Origin of the sequence: Luteibacter sp., from assembly GCF_009912395.1 — a bacterium.
Taxonomy (GTDB): domain Bacteria; phylum Pseudomonadota; class Gammaproteobacteria; order Xanthomonadales; family Rhodanobacteraceae; genus Luteibacter.
In genome coordinates, this window is sequence record NZ_WNDO01000002.1 from 212,981 (window position 1) to 234,040 (window position 21,060).

A 21,060-nucleotide genomic window follows, 5' to 3' on the forward strand; every position below is an offset into this window, starting at 1 on the left:
ATGCCGTTGAGCACATCGCGGCGGGTCCACTTAAGCACCAGACCCAAGCCCTCATTCTTCAAAATGACCGCCGCTTCGCGCATGCGGTCCAGATCCAGCACCGCTGCGTCCTGACCCATGCCAGTCACCGGATCGGTGTACATGCGATAGATGTAGTGCGCGGGATTCATGCCCTTGTCGATGCGGCACAGATCGGGTTCCCACACCGGCGTGCGCCACCCCTTCAGCCAGCGGCCGACCCTAAAACTCAGCGGCTTGATGTAAGGATTCATGGCGCCGACGATGCCGTCGAAGACCAGGGTTAACAGACCGCGATAGGCCGGCTGCGGCGCCCCCAAGAGGCCGACCAGCTCGGGCGGGGGCGCCTGGTCCGGCTCGCCCATGTAGATCGCCAGGCGGCCATTGACGCCGCCCTCTTTCTTCTCGCCGCCGTACAGGTTGCTGGCGTTGATACGGACGGCCTGGCTCGTCGTCACCTCACCCGTCCACGCCGTGCGGCCGCCGCCCTTGATCTCGTAAATCCCGTCGACCGGCCCATAACAGACGCCGAAATGCTCGGTCATCCAGTACCAGTAGCCGATGGTCGGCTTGCTGCTCTTACCCACAGCTCACCTCCGCATCCGCGCGTGCGATCGCGGCGACGCGCTGCGCGTAGGCGTCGTCAATCGCCTCGAGTTGCTCAATCGGCAGCCCTTCGTCCAGAAACGCCTGCAGGTCGATGCCATGCTGCTCGCACCAACCGCGAATACCCGGGGCACACAGCACCCCGGGGCCGCCCAGCTTGGCCTGACGCGCGTGCGCGACGGTGACGCGGATGGTCATTTGCCCCCCTTGGCCTTGATCGGTGTGGTGCGCAGGTTGCCGTACCACAGCATGTTGCTGTTCGGGATCCAGGCCATACCGCCAACGTCGGTGATTTCTACACCATCCTCCACGCCAGGCATGTCGCTGAAATCCTCCAATGACGGCGGCTTGGCGTTCTTCGGCCTGGGCGCCATCGCGATGGACAAAACGGTGACGAGGATGAGAAGGACCCAATAGACCCACATATTCGTATTGCCTCAGTAGATTGGCTCGTTGCCGTAGGGATTCTTGGTGGGCTTGTTGAGCTGGCCGCCGTAGTTGGGGCTGTTGCCGAAAGTGGTGTCGCAAGTGGCCATCGTGTGGTCGCAGCCCGGGTAGCTGGCGACCACCGTGCCCGTGGCCAGCAACGCCGGCGTCAGCAGGGTGAGCGAGGTGCCTTTGTGCTCGGTGATGAAACGCCGTTCCTGGCCGCCGTTGGGCGTCGTCCAGACCAGCTCGCCGGCGGTGAACCAGCCGTCGGGCTTGCTTCCAAAGGCGGCCGCCGTGACCACGCGGCCGGCGACGTCGATGATCGTGGCGTCGATGCGGAACCGTTCCAGATCGACGTTGCACTCGCCCAGGCCGGCGCTGCCCAGCACGCGATCGCATTGCTTGGTCCAGCGCCGGTTGAGGCCGTTGGTCGACAGCAGCGCGGTCGGCGGCAGGCAATGGATCATGGTGATGCCTTTGGGCTTGAACTGGACGCTGCCGATCGCGCCCTGCCAACGGATCTCCACTGCCTCGGCGCCTTTGCGCCGACGGTAGAGCAGCAGGTGGACGTGGCCCATCGGCGAGGTGCCGCGAAACTGATCCAGCACCGGCAACGCCGTGGGCACGTCCAGATCCAGCGTGTTGCGCCCCGCGTCGGTGCTTTCGCTCAGCTTGCCGCGCTTGATCGGCGCCGACTGATAGGCCACGCCGCCGTAGACGATCGGCGTGCTGTCGGAGGTGTAGCCCCAGATCTGCGGGCCTCGGGCGAAGTGGTACCACTCGCTGTAGCGGGAAAACAGGCTCATTTACGGTTCCTCGCGCGGCACGGCGGCAAACGTGGCCGCCGCCTTGGCCGTGCCTTCGATGTCGTGGGTGTGCTGGATCTCGACGACGTCGCTGCTCAAGGTCGCCAGCATCATCCAGCTGACTTGGCGTACCCGACGCCGGTCGATCGCCACGCCGAACGGCGTATCGATCGCCAACTGCTCGGTGCCGTCGACGGCCTCGCTCCAGGCGGTGACGCGGCGGTAGTACACCGTGCCGTCGACCAGCTCCAGGCGCAGGTGACGCCGTCCGGGGCCACCCTGCAGATACCGCGTGTAACCCACCCAGCGCACCGTCAACGCGGTCGAGGTGGCGAGCACATCGGTGGTCAGGGTGAGATCGTCGGCCCAGCTCGGCACCCAGACCGCCTGCGCCCGCCCAGCGAGCCAGTACAGCAAGCTGCGGTGCGCGGTGCGTCGAGTGATGCCGTTGACCACCCAATCCTGCCGCTGGGTCATCCACGGCAGCTTCGTGGTGTCGTAGAGCAATGGCGTGCTGGCATCGTTGTCGATCCACGTCATCTGGCGGCCGTAGCCGGCCGGGCGATCGCCAGTTTCGTTGGGCCGGTCCTCGAGCACGGGATATCCCAGGTAGCGCGCCGTTGGCGCGATAGCTGGCCAATCGCAGGGGGCCGCCGCCTGAAAGCGCACGCGGGCAGCGCTGATCGTACTGGTGTGCCGCGACAACGACGGGGCTTCGGTGAGCTGGGCGGGGCGGCACGGATACAGGCGACTGGCGACGGGCCACTCGCGCTGCGTAGGGTGCTTCAAGACGATGCCTTGCGCGGTGACCTCGGCTACCTCGATCACCTCGTACTCGGATGGGCTTGCCCAGATTGCCGCCAGACCGTCGATGACGTAATCGCGGCCGGTGGTGTCCACTGCGATCACGCTCGTGTCGGCCGGCACCACCTGGCGCAGCCAGTGCAGATCCGTCCACACCGGCAGCGCCCAGGTGCGTGCCGTCCAGGCGTAGAGCGCGGCCTCGAGGATCTGGCGTCCCGCATCGTCGCCAATTACCGAGAACTCCCACTGCCGGCGCGGGGTCTCACGGCAAGCCAGGCGTGTTTGCGTGCCGTCGTAGGCGGTTTGCACGTCGTTCAACCAGGACAGCGTTTCGGTGATGCCATCGGACCAATCCGGCGGAATCATCCACGCGATCAGGCGCACTCCAACGACGGAGGCGACTGGCACCTCGCCATCATCGAAGGTGTAACGCAACCGCGCGTTGATGGTCGGAGGGCCGTTAGGGCCGACCGCCACCGTCCAGGTCCGCGACTGCAAAGGCGCGAACGCGATTGGCAACGCTGAGGGCGCGGCGATGTCGATGCCGTCCGCGTTCTGCGCGTCGACCTGGCGCAAGGTCAGCGGCCGATCGCGCCAGGCATTCCACACGTAGAGCGAACGGGTTTGCGTGGTAGCCAGGTTGCCCACGTCCAGCACCGCCGGCGCCACGTGGACGCGGTCGTAGTAATCGGTCAGGTAGTGCGACACCGGGACCGAGGTCAGCGCGCGCGGCGCCGCCGAGACCGGCAGCTGCGAGGTCACGGTGGTCGGCGACGGCGTCGGCAAGGACGACTCGTGCGGCGGCCAGTAGTCGGTGGCAAAGCCATGCATCGCCGGCGACAGCGCTGGATTGAGCAAGCCGCCTTGAAGGGCTTGCGGCAGGATGGCGGTTAGCGCGGCCATCGCTTACGGACCGTCGTACCGAATCATCCAGCCGAAGGTGCCGGTGTCCTGTGCACTGTTGGACTGGTCGGCCGAGCTGGCGTTCTTGCGGAAGAACGGGAACACCTTCCAGCGGTCCGGACCCAGGGTGATGATCTGGCCCGGCGTGTAGTTCGTGATGCGCATGTACCGGGCGTTTTTCAGATCCGCCACCATCGCCACCTTGGTTTCGGGCAACTGACGATACGGCTGGATTGGGATCGGCACGGTCTCACCGTTCCATACGTTCGGCTGGCGAGTGATCAACGTGTCGATCGGGTTGACCGCGTTGGGCGCGACCCAGGCGTCGCCCACATCGATGAACGACGGCCGGCGCCAGTCCTGTTCGTTGGCGTAGTTCTGCCAGAACAAACCGGCCGGGGTGAACCACGTGCCCGTGCTGCCGTCGTTGGAAAAATCCGCCCCGGCATCGCGGACGCCGATGGTCGTGCCCCGGGGCGGACCAGGCGCCGGGTTGTCACCGACCGCGCCGGTGTTACCACCGGCCCATGCACCGCCTCGGGTGCCCGTGGAGGTGGCGACGCCGAAGGCCAGCCACAGGTAGCAGTCCACGGCGTAGTTGATGACGGCGTACACCTCGATCGGATCATCGAAATAGAACAGCTCATAGGTCACCGGCCAGACCAGGCCGACGTTGCCGATCTCGCGGATGTAGGCCTTGTTCGGGCTAGGGTTCAGCAACTTCCCCTTATCTGGATCGACGCTGCGACCCAGGCGCAGGGTCAGCGCCGCCCCCTCGACGGCCAGCAGGGCGTTGCACGCGCCCTTGCTGAGGGTCGCGCCGGTCAGCGTCCAGCCCTTGGCGGTGAGCGTGTTGACGATCGCCGAGCGGATGCTCGCCATGTCGTTGACAATGCCCGTGGTGTACGGCATCAGGCGAGCCTCAGGAGCATGTAGTCATTGAAACCGTTGCGCGTGCCGTCCTGCAGGACGACGTAGGTGTCGCCGTTGATCACGGTGGTGTTCTCGGTGGCGTTGTCGTAGCCGCTGATGGCGTGGATGCCGTCCAGCGTGCCGTAGATGTTGGGACCGGCGTCATTGAGGCTCACCGCAAGCGGCACGTACGTGCCGTTGTTGTCGCGGATCTGGTTGGTGGTCGTGAGATACAGGTTGTTCCACGGCCAGCAGTCCACATTCCGCCAGCTGCCGTCGACAAAGCGGATCGCAAACCCCGGGCGCGTGCCCTTGTAGGGCATCGATAGCGAGGGATCGCTGAAGCGGATCGGCTGCGGCCCCTTGAACAGACCGCCCACGCAGATCGGGTATGGGTACTGGTCAGGCCGTGCCTGTGGGAAGAAGTAGCCGCCGTAGCCGGGCACGTACACCGGTGTGCCGACCTTTAGGCCGAACGTGACGCGCTGAGCGTTGGCGACCAGCCAGTAATCGATGCGGCGGTTATGCGCCGGCACGCCCATCTCGTTGTAGCCGGGCTGCGCATCGAACGCGTTGCCGGCGACGTAACCGGTGAATGCCGCGCAGGTGAGGTTGTAATAGTCGGCATTGACGTTCTGGTACGTCCGAAAGCCGCAGTAGATCTGCTGATCGCCCGACAGGCCAGAGCCGCGCAGGATCAGCTCGCGCATCACGGTGTTATCGGTATACGGACCGGGGTTGCGATAGCGCAGCGTCTCCCAGCCATTGGCCTCCGCGAGGGCCTTGATCTCGAGCAGCATCTGCCAGTGCGCGATGCCCTCGCTGCCGGTGTTGTCGACAAACCCTACCTTGAATGCCACCGGCTTAACCTCCGATTCGCTGTTTGATGGTCGCGCCGTTGCGCGAAATGAGGTTCAAGAACACAGCCTCGCCGTCCGCACTGTCCAGGTAGTCGCCGAACAGCGCGGGATCGACCTGGTTGACTGCGCGGAACGAGATCTGCGGCACGCCGCCGGCCAGGGCCGGGGCATTGAAGCGAGGCAGCGACGGCGAGGGCAAACGCGACGGGGCCGGCACGCCGGACAGACCGCTCACCAGGCCGCCGTTGGCATAGCCCCGCATGGCCCAGCGATCGATCGCATCCATACCCTGGGTGTGGAAGTCACGCATGAAGGCCAACGCTCCGGGCTGGGCCAACCGGAAGGCCGGCTGCACGTACTCGCCGGCATGCACCACGCCGGCGACGTCGTACTTGCCGCCTGGCCCGGTGAAACCGCCTTCCGCAAAGAGAGAGGCGCTCTTGGCCGTGTTGGCGATCAGTAAGGTAGTGGCCGCCGCCTGCAACGCCGCAGCGTTCACGCCGATCGCCACGGCCGCCGCACCGACCGCCCCACCGGCGACGGCGAGCTTGGCCGCACCCTGACCGACGTCGTTGGTCTGATCGCCGCCACCGGCGAGCGACTTCAGGCCGTTGATCGCCTGTGTCGCGATCGCGCGCGCGGCGACCTGAGCAAGGCTCGCCGTGACCGTCGTGGCCAGATTGCGGAACGCCTGACCCACCGTCATCGTTCGGTTGGCCAAGCCTTCCAACGACTGCTCCAGGCCCGAGGTCAGACCGCTATCGAAGGCGGCCTTCGCGTCATTGGTCTGCAGCTTCAGCCGGGCCACTTCGGCTTCGACGTTGCGCAGCGCTTCGACGTCGCGCGGATTGCCGCTGACGTCGGTCAGCTCGCGATACTTCGGAATCAGGCCGTCGAGCGCATTACCGGTAGCCAGGTGCAGATCGAGAATCCGCTGCCGCGCGGTGTATTCGCTGATGAGTCCGGCAGCCTGCTCCGCCTGGATGTTCTGTTCCTGACGCGACTGGTCGGCCAGGATGGCCTGCACCTGCTGCTGCAACGCCTGCAGCTGCGACTGCGCCTCGCTGACGTTGATGAGCTTCTTGACCAGGGCGACGCCAGCGGTATCGCTACGACGCTCCAGGTCGGCCAGCAGGTCACCGTATTGCGCCTGGAATTGCAGCTTCGCTGCACCGGCCTGATCACCGGTGGCCTGCATAAGACCGATCTGCACTTTCTGCTGCTGGTCCGCCAACGCCTTGTCGCGCGCCGTGGCCGCCAGTTCCTGAATCTTAGACACCTGCTCCTGGACCTGCGCGATGTCACCACCGGCCTTGATCGCTTTGCCGCCGGCCGCGCTGGCATCGATCATCGCCTTGGTGTACTTGTCCCAAATCGCAGTGACCGGACCCAGCGCCGTATTGCCCAAGCCGAGAATCTGTTCTTGCAGCTGCTTTTGCGCCTCGGCCAGGGCGTTGGAGGTGTCCTTGACCTTCGGGTCGGCGTAGCGTTTGTTGATCTCGGTACGGATGCGGTCCCAGCCGGGGCCTTGCGGCTCATCGGCCACTGGACCGTTGAAGTTCACCCCGTCGGGCAGCTTGCCGCCCGCCAGGTGCGTGTTGTAAAGCGCGGTGGCGGCCTTGTTGAGCGCGTTTTGCCGCTCCACGGCCTTATCCAGACTGCCAACCAAGGCATCGATGTAGGCGGCGCCTTCATTGCCTTCGGACTGAACCCGGTTGCGCACGCGTTCGGCCGCCGCCGCGTTATCGGAGGCGGCTTGCAGGTTCTTGAGCGACCCGACCTGCTGGTCGATGTAAGCGATGGCCGCCTGTTGGCCCTTGAAGGCCTTGCCATCGACGTACTGGTATCCGTTGGGATGGACGTCATCGGACTGGATTTCGTTGCGCTTGCCTTCGTAGTACGACAGCTGTGCCGCGTTGTCGGTACGGCCTAGATTTTTAAGCTTCTCCCAATAGTCCTGTACCGCTGTGGATACCGAGCGCCATGCACGCTCGATCGTGCCCAGGTTCTCCACGTCGCGTTGCCGGCGCTGTTCAAGTGCATTGGCCAGGGTACGCTGTGCCAACGCGGCCGCTTCGCTTTCCTGACCTTGCCGTTGGAGCACAGCGATCTGCTGATACGTGGTCGTTTGCAGGAAGTGGTACTGCTTATCCAGCTCCTGAATCGCGCGCACCGGGTCCTCCTGTAAGCGGACGATATGCTGCACGGCCTGATCGATGCTTTGATCGGTCAACTGCGCCATGGCAACAGCCGCACGCGCCGCATCGCCCAGGCTATCGGCGCCGACGCGTCCGGAGGCGGCCAGCTGGGTGACGGCCGAACGTGCGGTCGAGAATGAGCCGCTGGTCGCGCCCAAGGTGCCGATGAGCGATTGCAGGTTGGCCGAGGACGTACTGGCGTAGTTTCCCGTCGCCTCGATCGCGCGATTGAGTTCGTGCTCTTCGGTGTACCCCTTGACGACGGCCGCGACCAACATGCCCACGGCCGCCACGCCCAGCGCGATGCCAGCGCCCATCGGCGTGAACGCGGCGCCGATCAAGCCTGTCGCGTTGGCCAAGGTCAACGCGGATTGTTCGAATCGACCCCACTGGCCGGTCGCGATGTCCTTGGCGAGCAAGCCCATCTCACGACGCGCCATGGACGAGTTGAGCGACAGCTTGTGCGCAGACTCCGCCGGCCCTTCCAGGGCGTCGCGCTTGTCCTGGATGCCCACCATGGCCTTGGCGAACTGGTCGGCGCTGATGGCCCCGCTGCGCTGCGCGGCTTCGAGTTTTCCCTGATCAGCATTGAGCCGCTCCAACGCGGTTTGCGCCGGCGCATACCGCGCGAGCAACTGATCCATTTCGGCGCGCAGGCGCTGTTGCTGCTGGACAAGAGAGACCGTGCCCTGGGCGTATTCGTCTTCGGTGATCGCGCCACGCTCAAGCGCGGTATCGAGCGTTGCCTGGCGGCTGGCTACATCGGCCAGCGAAGCGGCCTGGGTTTCCAAAATCGCCTGCGCCCGACTGGCTTCGGCCATGAACTCGACCACTGCATCGCGCTGCCGCTGATACTGCGCGGCCGAAGCGGCCCGCGCGGCAGCATCGCGCTGCGTGGCCTGCTCGCTGGTCTGAGAGGCCGATGCCGCACGCGTTGACGCAGCCACGGCGTCATCGAGCGCGCGTTGCTGCGCGACGCTCGCGGCCACCATGTCACGAATACGTACCGCCGCCTGCGCTTCGCTTTCACCCTGTGCCTGGAGCGCCGCTGACGTCGCCTTGGCCGAGGCCGCCGCACCCTGTTCGCCGGAGGCCTTCTCGCGCGCGGCGGCGGCCGCATCACGGCGCTGTGATGCGACCTGACTCTCGGCCTGGCCGAGGGCCTGCGCTGACGAGGCGGCAGTCTTCGACGCGGAGGCGGCGGCCTGTTCGGCGGCCGCCTGCTCGCGGGTAGTCGCCACCACGCCCTCGGCCTGAGCGGCCACGGCGGTCTCGGCGGTAGCGAGCTGCTGAACGCTTTGCGCCGCGTCCTGGCTCGCCCTGGCGACCTGCTCGGTGGCTGCGGCCGCTTCGCCCGAGTGACTCGCGGTGGCGGCCAATCGCTGATCCATGCTTTGCAGCACCTGGACCATTTGGCTAACGCTGACCAGCAACGCATCCATGCGCTGGCCAGCGCGGCCGACGGCGGTGCCCGTGGTGTCCGCCTGCTGGGCGGTACCACTTAGCGAACCCTGCAACTTCTCCACCCCGGCCGCCGCCGAGGCCAGGTCGGCCTTAATGCGTAGCGCGATGTCGAGCGTGCGATCGGTCACAGGGCATTCCGGCGAAAGGGTGGATTAACGAAGGCGGCGAAGCGTGTTGACGAAGCGGGTCATGGCCTCGAAGCCTTCCTTGCTTTGCGATCCGGCGAAGGCCATCGTGGCGGTCTCCACCAGGTCCGCGCGCTGGCGAGCGCGACGCACCTGCGCGCGCTCATAGAACAAAATCAGTTGGTGCTCGGTGTAGCGACCGAGTCGCTCGACGGGTCCGTACCCTGCGTCGATGAGAGCGTCGTAGACGTCGGCCCAGCGCTGGGCATCGCGTCCCGTGCGCTGCGTTCCTGCCACCGCCGAACGACTTGCCGAAGAAAAAAAGGGCCGCACACTGTCCACCAGGCTTGGACCAGGTCGTCGCCGTCACGGTCGTTCAGCGCCGCCACCCACGCCGGATCGCGATCCACACTGACTGCGATCGCTTGGCGCATCAGGTCCACATGGGTACCCAGCACGTCGTAGACGTCTTCGGCCAGCGGCTTGGTGACGATCAAGGTGCACAAGTCGGCGATCAGTGGCGCGACCACCGGGCGCAGGCGCATGCCTTCGATGAAACCGTATTCACGAACCGTGATCGACTCCCCGGCGATGGGCAGGGTGATGTCGGGATGGAGGACGCTCAGATCGTCCTGGCCCACGGCCGCTTCGGGTGCGGCAGACGCGACAGCGGCGGCGATGTCACTGGGATCGACTTTACGGGCCATGGTGCGAGACTCCTTGGGGCGGGCATGGGTGATGCCAGCGAAGACGAAAGGCGAGAAGGTGTTGGACGGTCTCGCGACGAATAGATCGCGGCGCGGGATAGGCCGGCGTCATCGGGATGCAACATGTCGCCGGGGCCAGGAAAAGCACATCGCGGGCCGAATGACGGTCCGCGATATGGCGTGGACGCGGCGCGCGCGACATGGACTCACGCGACCTTGGGTAGCTCCGCCCGCCAATAGCCGCCGTACTCGGCCTTGCTGGCGTTGACCACGTCCAGCAGCAGGGAGCCGGAGAGCTTCAGCAGGCCGTGGCTGTCTTGGATAAGGCCGATGTCGCTGACCGGATCGAACTGCATGCGGTACATCTGCGCACGCATCCGCGAGTTGTCGATCGTGTTGATGCCGTCGAATACGCCGTATTTCTCGATGGACGGGATCGTGAAGGCCGCCACGTTGGTGCTTGCGCCGTACGCGTAGTTGCCCAGGAACGGCTGCTTGAAGCCATCCACCTTCAGGATCTTGACCAGGCTGGCTTCCGGCGAGTCGATCACATAGTCCTGGTTCAGGACCAGCGGCTTGGGCTGCGCGTCGGTGCTGTCGGTCAACGCGAGCGTGCTCAGATCACGATGGTCGAGCATGAAGGTATCGCCGGCGAGCGCGGGGGGCAGCTTCTCGGCCGTCACCGTGCCGGCCGGCACATCGATCACGGTACCGGCGAGCGCCAGGGCCAGCGTCTTGGCGTCGAAGTAGCGCAGGCTCAGCTCGAAGGTCGCCTTGAGCGCCTTGCGCATGCTCGACGCCGTGCCGCGATTGCCCGTGTAGTTCTCACTGATTTCGTCCTTGTCCTGCGAGAACTTCAGGGTCAGGTCGGGCGCATCGCCTGCCCACGCCAGCGCGCCGGGACGGCCGGTGAGCAGACGGTCGGCCAGCATGACCCTGCCCTGGAGCGAGTAGTAAGTGCTCATGCCAGATTCTCCGTGATGGCGGGCATCTTCGGCGCCGCCGACTTGCCGCCGGCGCCGTCAAGTACCGGATCGATGACCTGCATCTCGGCCAGCCACGCCGCCTGCGACGCGTTGACCTCGATCTCGTCGCCGGCGACGTAGGCGACGCCGTTGTGGGTGTGGGGAGCTTTCAATTTGACTTTCATGACGTCCTCAAGCGGAGAGGTGAATGGTGGTGGACCACACGTCGCACCAAAGCGCGGTGGCGTTGTCGTACTGCAACAACTCGCCTTGGCGAAGTTGCAGCGGCCGGGCACCGGCAATGGGAGGTACCCAACCCAGCAGGCGGGCGCGCACGCTGCCCAGAAGTAACTCGAACTCCCCACTGAGCTGCGCGCCGCCCTGTTCGCGGTAATTGCGCGCGGCGATGACCACGCCAATCGTGACCGTGCCGGACTGGACACTGGTGACCTGTTGTCCTGGTAGTCCAAACGAGGGTGGTTGCGGATCGAACTGCTCGCGGGCAAGCAACACAAACGCGCTGGGTGTCACGAAATCACGGAGGTTCTTCACGGCCGCGTAGTCGGCCGCCATGCCAATCTCACGCAAGCGGCTGTCGGGGCCGACGTCCTGCAGCTCGCTTTCCCGAAGTCGCTCCACCACGACGTTGACATCGAACGGTGCGGTGCTCATCGGAAATGTCGCATCTGAGCGCGATCGAACACCCGTTCATCGTCTTTGAAACGCACGTCGAGCAGCTGCGGATCGGTCAGGACCGGATCGTCCAAGCCCAGGCTAAACTTGCCATCAGCCGTCAGCTGCAGGAATTTGAGCGCGTCCTTGTAGTCGCGCACGATCGGATCGTCGGTTTCCGACGCGCTGCGATCGCCGTGCAACTGATAGCGCGTGATGGCCCGCGCCCACACGGTGACGACGCTGGGCACCTTCGGTAGCGGCAACGGGCGCGTACGGGCCAGAAAGCCGTCGATGATGCCTTGCGCCCCCTGGATCGCTTCCATGATGCGTGCAAGGGCCTCGTCAGCCGTGGCTAGCTGCGCGACCGTCCATGCCGAGCGATCGGAGCCACGCAAGGTCGCGTCCATCAGCGCGTCGGGCACGATGGCATCCCGGGTGCGCGTGGCGACCTGCGCTAATTCGCGCGCGCCAGGCTTCTCGGCCAACTGGGCGGGCGTCACGTACAAGGCAGTATCCATCGACATTACTGGGCACGCTCGGTGGTCGATGCGTCCCGCGCCGCGCGGGCGGCAGCACGCCGCTGCGCGCGCGTGAGAACGGGAGCATCCGTGGCGGTCGCGGGCGGCGCATCCGGGTGCTGCTCGTCCTGGCCGGTGCTGCTTTGGTCGTCGATAGCGCCATCTACCCGATCGTCGCCGCTCGTCTTGAGCGACGAGGGATCACCGGAAACCACACCGCTCGCATCGCCGGCCGGTTGAGTGGTCCCGGTGGCTGCGTCGATACGATGATCCTCCAGAGTCCCGTAGGGAGCTGCCGACCGATCGCCGACCGTGAGTTCACCTTCGTTCTGTCGGTCGGCGAGCGCTACTGGCACACCGATCAGACCGGGATCGTCTTCGATGGCGCGCTGTTGCTCGGTCGTCAAGGTCGATAGATCCAGTGTCACCCCGTGACGAGTGAACTCGATCCCCGCGCGGCGAAGCGACTTGCCGCGCGATCGGTAAAGGATAAGGGTGGACATGGTCATTCCTGACGGGTGAAAGGCCGACGAGGCTGCGTACAGCGGCATCGCCGGTTGGGCAGCGGCCGGGTTAGACGATCCAGGGCGAGTCCAGGACCTGGACCATGCCCTTCAAGACGTTCTCCGCGCCGTTGGCCAGCGTGGTCGCATTGACCAGCTTCGCGGCCGCAAACTTCAGTCCCGGACGAACCACCAACAGCGTCGGCCGGATCGCCAGCGTCCGACCGTTATCTCCCTTACGCTCGGCCATGGCCGTATAGGCCGCGATGAGGTTTTCTTCGGTCAGCGGCTTGCGGCTTCCGTAGGCCATCTGCCAGAAGCCATACCCCACGTTGCGACGCGCATCCACGCCGTAGACGTATTCGCTACGGAAGAAGACGTTGTCGTCGTTCTCGTTGGTCTTGGCAACGAACTGCGGGTCCTTGCGGTTCTGGAAGATGATCGGCTTGAGCGCACGACTGGTGTCGAGCAGATACCACGCAGAGCCCGCGCCACCATTGTCATCCCAGTTGGATTGGGACTGCGCCATGCCATCGGGGCCGATGACCGGGTGATCGGTGTCGAAGAAGTACTGGCCGTCGTAGCACAGCGACGTGTTGCCGTTCTTGAGCAGGCCGAAGCACATCTCGTCCGGCTGAGCATTCACGGAACGGCCCATTTCCTGGAACATCGGCTGGAAGACGCCGTACTGGTCATCTTCGATGGCGGTGCGCGGGACACCGATGGTCAGCTCATACGGCTTGTTCTTAATGGTGTAGCCGTGCTCCTTCACGCCGTTGATGACGCGATCACCGATCCATTCGCGCATGCCGGGGAAGTTACCCAACCATGCATACTCTTCCGAGCCGGTACTGGACGACACCGTCGTGGCGATCTGAGCGTATTGCGACTCGGCCATGCCGAGACCGCCGCGAAACGCTGCGTTGAACGCGGTGTAGAGCGTACGCAGGTTGGTAGCATTGATGAACATGTCGGGGTCCTATAGCGATGGACTACGCCATCGCGTGAGCGAGGTGGGTGGGTTTAACCGACCAGGACCCAGACGCCCGTGGCGTCCACGTCGATGATCTTGCCGGCGACCTTTCGGACGCCCGTGTTGTCGGTCTTGGCGACGGTCTGGTCATCGACCACATATGCGGTGCCATGGATGTCGGCGCGGGCGATCTGGTCACCGGCCAGGCTGTTGGCGAACAGAAAGCAGCCGCGCCGTGCTTCTACGATCTGCACGCCGTCACCCAGGACGGTCGACTCAGCGACACCGACGGCATCGCCGGACGCGGCGGTGCCGGCGGGCACCGCATTGCCGCCAGCGGTGAGCAGGGCGACCAGCGTGCCGGCAAACACGGTGTTACCGGCGTTGACGGGATGCCCCACGCTCTCGGCGTTGCGGCGTTTGGTGTTGCGACCTTCGGTGGCGGCGGTCATAGAACAGTCCTGGTCAAGGGATGGAAGCGCGTCAGGCCGGACGGGCCGCGATGAAGTCCTTGGGATCGGTCCCCAAGGCCGTGCACACCGCCAGTTCGTCGGCGGTGAGGCCGTGTTCGTTTTGCGTCACGCGCTGGTCGCCGCGCGTCTGCGTGCGGGTCAGCGCAGCGATGGGTACGGCCTTTTCCAGGTACGCGCTAAGCGAGGCCAAATTGGACTTGCCCAGGTCGCGGGCCCAACCTTCCTGGGCCGGCAGCAGACGACCATCGGCCAGACCGGCCTTGACCAGTTCGTCGACGTCCTTGTCGACCTGGCGGGCGGTCAGCGCCGCGACGGTGTTCTTCAGATCCTCCACCACGGCCACAGAGACGAACTTGCTCGGGTCCGGGGTGTGGGCCGAGTCGGCGCGCTGTTTGAGTGAGCTGCAGGCGGCGACCAGATCGTCGGTGGCGCCGATGCCCAGCGCGGCGCGCGCCTTCTCCAGGTCGGCCGGCACGGCCGCCTTCAGGCGGGCGGTGAGGGCCGCGAGGGCATCCACCTCGGGCGTGGATTCGGGCAGGCCGAGGGCGGCCAGGAGGGCTTTGAGAAGCGGATTCATGAGGTCGTCCTCAGTGGTAAGTCCGAAAGTGGCGGCGGCCTGGCGAGCCAGCGGCTCCATGCCGTGAATCGCCGGGTCGTTGGTGATGGCAGCCATCCGGATGTCGAGCACCTCGCCCGACACCGGGTCATAGGTGAACACCGGGCTGACGTACTGGTACTCGAGGCCGTCGATGAGCTGCTGGGCCCGTGCCGTCATGTCGGCCACGCCGTAGAGGCCCTGGCCGTCCACCCATTCCAGGGATTTGATCCAGCCAGCGGCCGGCGCCGGCTGACCGTTTTCTTCCTTGTTTAGGGTCTGATGCTCGTAGTCGAGCACCGCGGGGTTCTTCCGCGCGGCGAAGCGGGCGATGACACGCTGCGCGATGGTGCCGTCGATGACCCACTGGCCGGAGGCGGGCAAGTCGGTACGCCCATCGGAGGGCTTGAAGGGGCCACCCGGGGTGAGCTGGATGCGGCGAGGGCCATCACCGGCTTGCGCATCGACCTTGGATACCCACGCAGCGATCGCAACGCGGGGGACGCGGCCGGCCGAGCAGGCGGCCAGGGCGGCAATGCGGGGTTGGGAGCGAAGGCGAGGCATGGCGCCATGGTGGCGATCGCCCGATGGCGACCAGGAACGAAGCCCTTCGCCCCATATCACGTCGATTCGATGCCGCCTCGACGCCGGTGATCCCAGCGCATTTTTACCCTACGCCTGTCCTTACGGTGGCAGCAAGGGGCGTGGCACCCGTTTGACACCCTTTAAACCCCGTTTAAAAACGTCGAGGGGGTGGTTGTCCGGACCCTTGCCGCCCCCCGGGGGTCTCCACGCGCCTTACGGCGCGTTTTAGGTGGAGGCGTTCGGGAAGTCCTGGGTGAGGTGGTCGAGGGTGAGCTGGACGATCTCCGCCTCGTCTTCGGCGTCCACGCCCAGCCAGGGGCGTGCGGGGATCGTCACGGTATGCTCGGGCACGGTCGCCGCCTGGACGAAATTGGCCTTACGCCGGTTGACGAACTGCGGCGACACCTCGCCGTCCTTGTGGTGGAAGTAGAGCGAGGTCGGGCGAGCCGCGTGGGTGACGTCGCCACCGAACTGCTGGAGAGCGCCGTAGGGCGCATTCGTGCCGTGATAGAGCGTGTCGCCCTCGACCTGGCTGCTCAACTGATCGCCGAGCATGTGGTTGTCGAAGCGCAGCATCGCTACGCCCGGCCGCACTTTCGCCTTGGCCTTCGCATACCGTGGCTTCAAGGGCGCCCAGGGGATGCCGTCGGGCGACACCTGGCGAGCCGCTCGCGCTGGTGTGGCGCGCATGAGGTACTCGCCAATGTCCTGGAGCAGCAGCGTCTGACCCTCGGGGGCCAGCTGGCGGGCGAGCGAGGCCAGGGCATCGATTGCCTGCTGTGCCTGGAGGTCCAGGGTGAAATGGGCACCGGCCATCAGTTGAGGGTTCCCTTCAGGAGGATAAGCCGCCCGGCCGCCATGGCCTCACGTAGCGAGGTCAGGTCGGCGTCGGTCACGTTATCGAGAACGATGCCGCCATCGACGGCCATGTTGACGGTCAGCGGGCTCCCGTCGGCCTGCGCGCCGCCCACGTAGAGCAGCCGGGCGTCTGCGCCGGCGAGCAACACGGCCTGCGGATCGCGCAGGATCGCCGAGGCCTGGACCAGCTTGCTGACCTGTGCCGGCGCGGCGCTCGCCAATGCGTGACCCAGGCGTTCGGCCGTGGCCTCCAGCGTGGCCACGGCCGGCCGGATCTCGTGGCTGGCCAGCGCGCGGACCAGGTCTGGGGTCAAGGCGCCGATCGTGCGTGAGGGTTGGTCCGGGGAGCGACCCGTAACGACGTCATCGACCAGGCGCTGCAAGCCGCGATCGAGCGACGCCTGCGCACGCGGCAAGGCCAGTGGCTCGGCCAAGGCCTGCGCGGCCGCCTGCGTGGGCAGCGCCTGTGCTTTGCTGGCTAGGTTTTGTACCTGGGAGTCGAAGGCGGCGCGTCCGGGCGCATAGCCGAAACCGGGATCTACACCAGCCGGAGTGTCCACGATCATCGGTGCCGGGCCTCGCTGACCCACCACGGTTGGCTGCATATCGTCCGGCGGCGGTTGATCGGGCCCCTCCTTGCCCAGGCGCTTTAAGTCACGCAGGTTCAACGCCTGGATCGTGCATTGGCAACCCCAGCCGTTGGGCGGGAAGTGCCGCATCCACCACGGGTGGTTCGCCGGGAGCACCAAACCATTCCACGCCAGGTGCATCGGGCGTGGGTGCTGCACGCTGTCGCTGTGCACGTACCGCCAGAACGGACGCACCTTGACCAGGGCCTGCAGCTGCGACCACCGGCCGGCCGCGTAGGAGGTGCGCAGGTTGGTCTCGTAGATGACCCGCGATCGCCAGTTCCGACCGCCGGTGTAGTCCCAGCCGTAGCGTGCGACGATGGTGTCGAAGTCCTTGCGGAACTCGGCCAGCGTCGTCCCCTGCGCGATCGCCTTGTCGACCGCCGCGCGCATATCGGCCAGCAGGTCGATCCGGTTGGCGCCGGCCACCATGAACGACTGGTCATGGGCCTCTTCCCACACGTCCGTCCATCGATCGGTGAGCACGTTCTTCTTGGCGCGGAAGAACGCGATCTGCTCCTTGAACGGGAGCGAGCCGTAGGCGACCGAACCGTCAGCCACGCCCGCTCCACGGCGCGACGGCCAGGTACAGGGCCTGGAGCTGGTCGAAGGTCAGCGTGACCTCCAGCTGCGCGCCGAACGACACGATGAGATCATGGGCGGTGACCTCGATGACCTCCACGGCGGTCAACTCATCGGCGGACAGGTCGGCCTGGAGCAGCACTACACGCTCCCCGCTTCGCGCAGGATCTCATAGCGCCCGGCCAGCGCGGCCGCCGCCAGGCCTTCGCGCATGGCCTGTGTGTAATCCTCCAGCGTCATGTCCGGCACCAGGGCCATGAGCTGGTCGCGCAGCTCGGCCAACGACGTCGCGGCCGCCGCCGCCGCGCGGATCTGCTCGAGCCAGCCGTCCAGCGCGGGCGAGACCGCCGTGGCTAGCTGATTGACCATGCGCGCCGGCGGATCCTGCGGACCGGTCGGGCGAACGGAAGATGCTGATGCCTGCGCGTGCACGAGGTCGGTGATCGGCGAGGGCGGCGTGACCGCCTTAGGCGGGGCGACCAGAAGATCGGTTTCGTCCGCCTCCGGCTCGGGTATGCCGACGCGCTCCTGCGCCCATTGACGCGACACACGAAAGCCCATGCCGACCAGGGTCGGCAACGATTCGGCCATCGCTGCCAGATCGTCCGGCTCTTCGGTGATGAACTTGAAGCGGGGGCAACGACGCAGGTCGGTGGCCAGCCCGTTAAGCACAGCGATGGGATAGATCAGGTCGTGCCATATGGTGGCGGCCACCTGGCGCGCATCGCCATCACGCAGATCCTTGCGAACCTCGTTGTGGACCTTACCCAGCGCGTTGGTGCTGCTTTTGCCATCGGCCTGGCTGGTTAGCGTACCGCCCAGGATGACCTTCGATTGCGTGCGTTCGCACCAGTCGATCATAGCCTTGAAGGCGTCCGGATCGCCCGTGGCGGCGTCCTTGAAATCCAGTTCCATGCCGTTGGGAATGATGCCGGCGGCGTTGTGCCCTACTTCGGCCAGCGCGCGCAGCAAGGTCAGCTTGTCCTGCTGACTGGAACCGGGCGGGTACTTGCCGATGCGGATGGGGATGCCGTAAATCTCCAAGAACTCGGCCAGGTCGGCCACGGAGTAGTTCTTGAACAGGTACGGCCAGGCCAACACCCGATACATGGACGAGCGCGCCAGGTAGCCGGACTTCGCCCGATGCGTGTGGGTGATCCAGCCGAAGGGTTGCAGCGGCTCGCCCTCGGGCGTGCCATCGCGAAGACGCAGTTCCTCGCGATAGCCACGATGGATCATGAACCAGCTTTGTGGGCGGTGGGTGACCGACGCCGGAATCCAGGTGGCGCCAACCTGGGCCCATTCGATTTCCAGACATGCGTACCCCTTACCGATCGCGTCGGTGACGTCGAAGATCAGCTCTTCGATATCAGGAATCTCCGCGATCAGTTCCTTGAGCGTCTTAGCGGCCGCCTTCTCGGCCGCGCTCGGATTGGGCGGCGGCACGATGTCCCACTCCAGCTGCTTGATCGCGCCTCGGCGCTTCAACATCTCGCTGGCCAGGTGGCCGTCTTTTTCCTCCATGTCTTCGAACAACTCGGCCTGCCCGACCAGGTTGCCCTGCTCGGCCATTTCGAGAATGCCGGCCAAACGCGAGGGCGTAAGGCCTCGGCTGGGGTGGCCTTGCCATTCGTTGCGCAACTGACCGGTACGGCTGGTTTGCGGCTGGGCGAGGTCCGCCTTGGCGATCGGCTCGCCGTTGGGGCCGAGGATGGTTGGCGTCACCATGCTTTATGTTCCGGTAGGGCCAGGTCGTCCTGCTCATCCGCGCGATCGCTCAGACGGTAGGCGGTGACATTGTCGAAGCCGCGAGGATGGCGCGGCAGGGAATCGAACGCGATCGGCGCGCCCGGATGACGGCTGGCGTAGTGCATCAGCGCGATGGAGATGGCCGCATCGCCGTGGCGCTTGGCGCCATCCTTGTCGTCCGCACGTTGCTGAGGCAACCGTGCGACACCGCCGATCAACTTCAACATCCGAAGATCCGAGGCGACGTACACGTCGCGGGGCAGCGCGATCATGTCGTCCTGGAAAGCCGCCTTCAGCGGCGGCATGTGCTCGCGATACCAGCTCTCGCTGGCCATGATCAACTCGACGCGGTCGTAGCCGTACTTCTGCGCGAGGAACTTGGCCACGGCGTTACCGTTACCACGCGCATCCACGGCGGCCTTGACGAAGTTCGGCAAGCGATCGCACAGGAAGAACAGGATTTGCTCTTGCTGCCGGTGCGGCATGTTGCGCAGCTCCAACATGAAGGGCACGCGTCGGCGCAGGTTCTGTTCGATCTGCCCCGGCGTGATCACGGTGAGGTCACCCGTGCGGCCAAAGTCCTGGCCCAAGACGCTTTGCAGCGCCGGGTCCAGCACGGCAAGTAGCGACGCAACCTCTTCCTCCAACCACTGTTGGATGACCGCATAGCGCAGCGCATCGGGTTCGCGCTCGAAGCCGGGCGGGCACGCATAACGCAGCACCGGCGCATCGAACATGCGCGCTTCGATCAACGTGCCGGTCAGCCACGCGCCGGAACCTTGCGAGGGCACGACGTCCAGCTCTTCCTCGGCCGCGTCGGCGTAGGTCTTACGAATCGTCGCTTTCCACGCCGCCTCAGTTTCAGGCGACCAGGCCAAACCCGAGCGCAAGCAGACGCGCCGGTAGAGCCCCTGGGTGCATGCATCCTCGAAGGTGATCCGGTGGATGCTTCCTGATCGTTTCCCCGAGCGAATATCCTCAATCAACTGGTTGAACGGATTGTCCACGCCGTCGTGGGTGGAAATGATGCGGACCTTGCCGCCCCACATGAGCAACGCGATGGCGGCCTTAAGCAACTCATCGAGCGCGCCATGGAAGGCCGCTTCGTCAATGACGACGACACCCTGCTTACCGCGCAGGTTGGCCGGGCGGCTGGACAGGGCGACGATACGAAATCCCGAAGCGAAACGGATGGTGTAGGTCTTGATCGCTTTCTCGTCTTTGCCATCGGCGAACAGCTCTTGACCTTCTTCGATCGCCTCGCTGACCTGGCCGAAGATGCGGGCCCACATGGCGCAGGCTTCGATGTACTCGATGGCCATATCCATGTTGTAGCCGATGTAGTAGACGTTCATCCCACCGGCGGCCCGGTCCGCGCCGGCGATCAGCACGTTGTCGCCGGCTTCGGCCCAGGTCAGGCCGGTGCGCCGGCTCTTCTCTGCCACTTTCAAATCGGCCGTGTCGGCCACCCAAGCCTGCTGATACGGCAGAAACGCCGCCGGCACGTCAGCGGCGGCGGTATTGGGAAGCGCCTGGCGCAGTGCGCCGGTGAGCGTGCCTGACGGGTTCACGTGGGAATGCCCAGGATCTGCTTGCGAATCAGCGACACGGTATCGGACGAGATGCCATTGGTATGAGCCACCGCCTTCAACGCCTCAGCCTGCTCGGCCTGCAGCTGCTCGCGGGCGATGCGGGCAATCTCCTGACGTTCGGCCAGACTCATCTTGCGGGCCTCCATCACCGAGCGCGCGCCGCGAGCGAGCTGCGTGATGTCCTTGATCGACAGCGGGTTCTCGGCATTGGTCGCTTTCAACGCCGCATCCGCCGCCAGCGTGGTTACCGCCTGCACCAACAGCTGGCCCGCGCGATCGTTGGGATCCTCGCCCAGCTCGGCCACCAGGGCGGTGCCTGCCGCCTGGATGTCGCGCATGCGTCCGGCCAGCTCGGTGAACTGCTGGGAGTAGCGACCGACGGCGCTACGGCTGGGCAGCGCGGAGTCAGGAAACGTCGCGCGCACCTGGACGATGATTTCATCCAGGGTATGGCGATCCTCGCGTAACAGACGCTCGAGGAAGGCGCGCTGCTCGGCGGGTAGCCGCTTGATAGAGGACGGGCGCGCCATG

Annotated in this window: 23 protein-coding genes; all 23 read right to left on the bottom strand. The window is 65.6% G+C overall.

Annotated features, from left to right (window positions below; genetic code table 11):
• Positions 1 to 597: 597 nt before the first annotated feature.
• Complete coding sequence (locus GAK28_RS03420; RefSeq protein WP_291775125.1) at positions 598 to 822, bottom strand: hypothetical protein; 225 nt, start codon at positions 820 to 822, stop codon at positions 598 to 600.
• Positions 819 to 1,049: a hypothetical protein gene (locus GAK28_RS03425; RefSeq protein ID WP_291775127.1), complete on the bottom strand. Its 231-nt coding sequence runs from the start codon at positions 1,047 to 1,049 to the stop codon at positions 819 to 821. Before GAK28_RS03425 ends, GAK28_RS03420 begins: the two co-directional genes overlap by 4 nt.
• Before the next feature lie 12 nt (positions 1,050 to 1,061).
• A complete protein-coding gene (locus GAK28_RS03430) occupies positions 1,062 to 1,859 on the bottom strand; it encodes a phage BR0599 family protein (protein WP_291775129.1) in 798 nt (265 codons plus the stop codon).
• Positions 1,860 to 3,566, bottom strand: coding sequence for a hypothetical protein (locus tag GAK28_RS03435; RefSeq protein ID WP_291775131.1), 1,707 nt, complete (start codon positions 3,564 to 3,566; stop codon positions 1,860 to 1,862).
• A 3-nt stretch (positions 3,567 to 3,569) separates the two neighbouring features.
• The gene (locus GAK28_RS03440) at positions 3,570 to 4,478 is read right to left on the bottom strand and encodes a hypothetical protein (protein ID WP_291775134.1); all 909 of its coding nucleotides are present in this window, start codon (positions 4,476 to 4,478) and stop codon (positions 3,570 to 3,572) included.
• Positions 4,478 to 5,338, bottom strand: coding sequence for a hypothetical protein (locus GAK28_RS03445; protein ID WP_291775136.1), 861 nt, complete (start codon positions 5,336 to 5,338; stop codon positions 4,478 to 4,480). Before GAK28_RS03445 ends, GAK28_RS03440 begins: the two co-directional genes overlap by 1 nt.
• Before the next feature lie 4 nt (positions 5,339 to 5,342).
• Positions 5,343 to 9,128 carry a phage tail length tape measure family protein gene (locus tag GAK28_RS03450; RefSeq protein WP_291775138.1) on the bottom strand — a complete coding sequence of 1,262 codons (3,786 nt, stop codon included), beginning with the start codon at positions 9,126 to 9,128 and terminating at the stop codon, positions 5,343 to 5,345.
• 24 nt (positions 9,129 to 9,152) lie between these two features.
• Positions 9,153 to 9,299, bottom strand: a complete 147-nt coding sequence (locus GAK28_RS03455; RefSeq protein ID WP_291775140.1) for a hypothetical protein — start codon at positions 9,297 to 9,299, stop codon at positions 9,153 to 9,155.
• A gap of 2 nt (positions 9,300 to 9,301) precedes the next feature.
• Positions 9,302 to 9,832 carry a DUF6631 family protein gene (locus GAK28_RS03460; RefSeq protein ID WP_291775142.1) on the bottom strand — a complete coding sequence of 177 codons (531 nt, stop codon included), beginning with the start codon at positions 9,830 to 9,832 and terminating at the stop codon, positions 9,302 to 9,304.
• 206 nt (positions 9,833 to 10,038) lie between these two features.
• On the bottom strand, positions 10,039 to 10,797 hold the full coding sequence (locus tag GAK28_RS03465; protein WP_291775144.1) for a hypothetical protein: 759 nt from the start codon (positions 10,795 to 10,797) through the stop codon (positions 10,039 to 10,041).
• Complete coding sequence (locus GAK28_RS03470; protein WP_291775146.1) at positions 10,794 to 10,982, bottom strand: hypothetical protein; 189 nt, start codon at positions 10,980 to 10,982, stop codon at positions 10,794 to 10,796. The genes GAK28_RS03465 and GAK28_RS03470 overlap by 4 nt, the downstream gene beginning before the upstream one ends.
• A gap of 7 nt (positions 10,983 to 10,989) precedes the next feature.
• Positions 10,990 to 11,469 (bottom strand): hypothetical protein, encoded by a 480-nt coding sequence (locus GAK28_RS03475; RefSeq protein ID WP_291775148.1) that lies wholly within the window; start codon positions 11,467 to 11,469, stop codon positions 10,990 to 10,992.
• Positions 11,466 to 11,972 (bottom strand): DUF1320 domain-containing protein, encoded by a 507-nt coding sequence (locus GAK28_RS03480; RefSeq protein ID WP_291775149.1) that lies wholly within the window; start codon positions 11,970 to 11,972, stop codon positions 11,466 to 11,468. Before GAK28_RS03480 ends, GAK28_RS03475 begins: the two co-directional genes overlap by 4 nt.
• A 23-nt stretch (positions 11,973 to 11,995) precedes the next feature.
• Positions 11,996 to 12,493 carry a hypothetical protein gene (locus tag GAK28_RS03485; RefSeq protein WP_291775150.1) on the bottom strand — a complete coding sequence of 166 codons (498 nt, stop codon included), beginning with the start codon at positions 12,491 to 12,493 and terminating at the stop codon, positions 11,996 to 11,998.
• 70 nt (positions 12,494 to 12,563) lie between these two features.
• The gene (locus tag GAK28_RS03490; protein ID WP_291775152.1) at positions 12,564 to 13,463 is read right to left on the bottom strand and encodes a Mu-like prophage major head subunit gpT family protein; all 900 of its coding nucleotides are present in this window, start codon (positions 13,461 to 13,463) and stop codon (positions 12,564 to 12,566) included.
• 53 nt (positions 13,464 to 13,516) lie between these two features.
• Positions 13,517 to 13,918: a hypothetical protein gene (locus GAK28_RS03495; protein ID WP_291775154.1), complete on the bottom strand. Its 402-nt coding sequence runs from the start codon at positions 13,916 to 13,918 to the stop codon at positions 13,517 to 13,519.
• Positions 13,919 to 13,949: 31 nt separating this feature from the next.
• Entirely contained in the window at positions 13,950 to 15,098 is a 1,149-nt protein-coding gene (locus tag GAK28_RS03500; RefSeq protein WP_291775155.1) for a phage protease, read from the bottom strand.
• 246 nt (positions 15,099 to 15,344) lie between these two features.
• Positions 15,345 to 15,935: a phage virion morphogenesis protein gene (locus tag GAK28_RS03505; protein ID WP_291775157.1), complete on the bottom strand. Its 591-nt coding sequence runs from the start codon at positions 15,933 to 15,935 to the stop codon at positions 15,345 to 15,347.
• Positions 15,935 to 17,167: a phage minor head protein gene (locus GAK28_RS03510; RefSeq protein ID WP_291775159.1), complete on the bottom strand. Its 1,233-nt coding sequence runs from the start codon at positions 17,165 to 17,167 to the stop codon at positions 15,935 to 15,937. Before GAK28_RS03510 ends, GAK28_RS03505 begins: the two co-directional genes overlap by 1 nt.
• Positions 17,160 to 17,330 carry a hypothetical protein gene (locus tag GAK28_RS03515; RefSeq protein ID WP_291775161.1) on the bottom strand — a complete coding sequence of 57 codons (171 nt, stop codon included), beginning with the start codon at positions 17,328 to 17,330 and terminating at the stop codon, positions 17,160 to 17,162. Before GAK28_RS03515 ends, GAK28_RS03510 begins: the two co-directional genes overlap by 8 nt.
• Complete coding sequence (locus tag GAK28_RS03520) at positions 17,330 to 18,916, bottom strand: DUF935 domain-containing protein (protein WP_291775163.1); 1,587 nt, start codon at positions 18,914 to 18,916, stop codon at positions 17,330 to 17,332. The genes GAK28_RS03515 and GAK28_RS03520 overlap by 1 nt, the downstream gene beginning before the upstream one ends.
• Entirely contained in the window at positions 18,910 to 20,508 is a 1,599-nt protein-coding gene (locus GAK28_RS03525) for a hypothetical protein (RefSeq protein ID WP_291775164.1), read from the bottom strand. The genes GAK28_RS03520 and GAK28_RS03525 overlap by 7 nt, the downstream gene beginning before the upstream one ends.
• A complete protein-coding gene (locus GAK28_RS03530; protein ID WP_291775166.1) occupies positions 20,505 to 21,059 on the bottom strand; it encodes a phage protein Gp27 family protein in 555 nt (184 codons plus the stop codon). The genes GAK28_RS03525 and GAK28_RS03530 overlap by 4 nt, the downstream gene beginning before the upstream one ends.
• Between the last annotated feature and the right edge of the window lies 1 nt (position 21,060).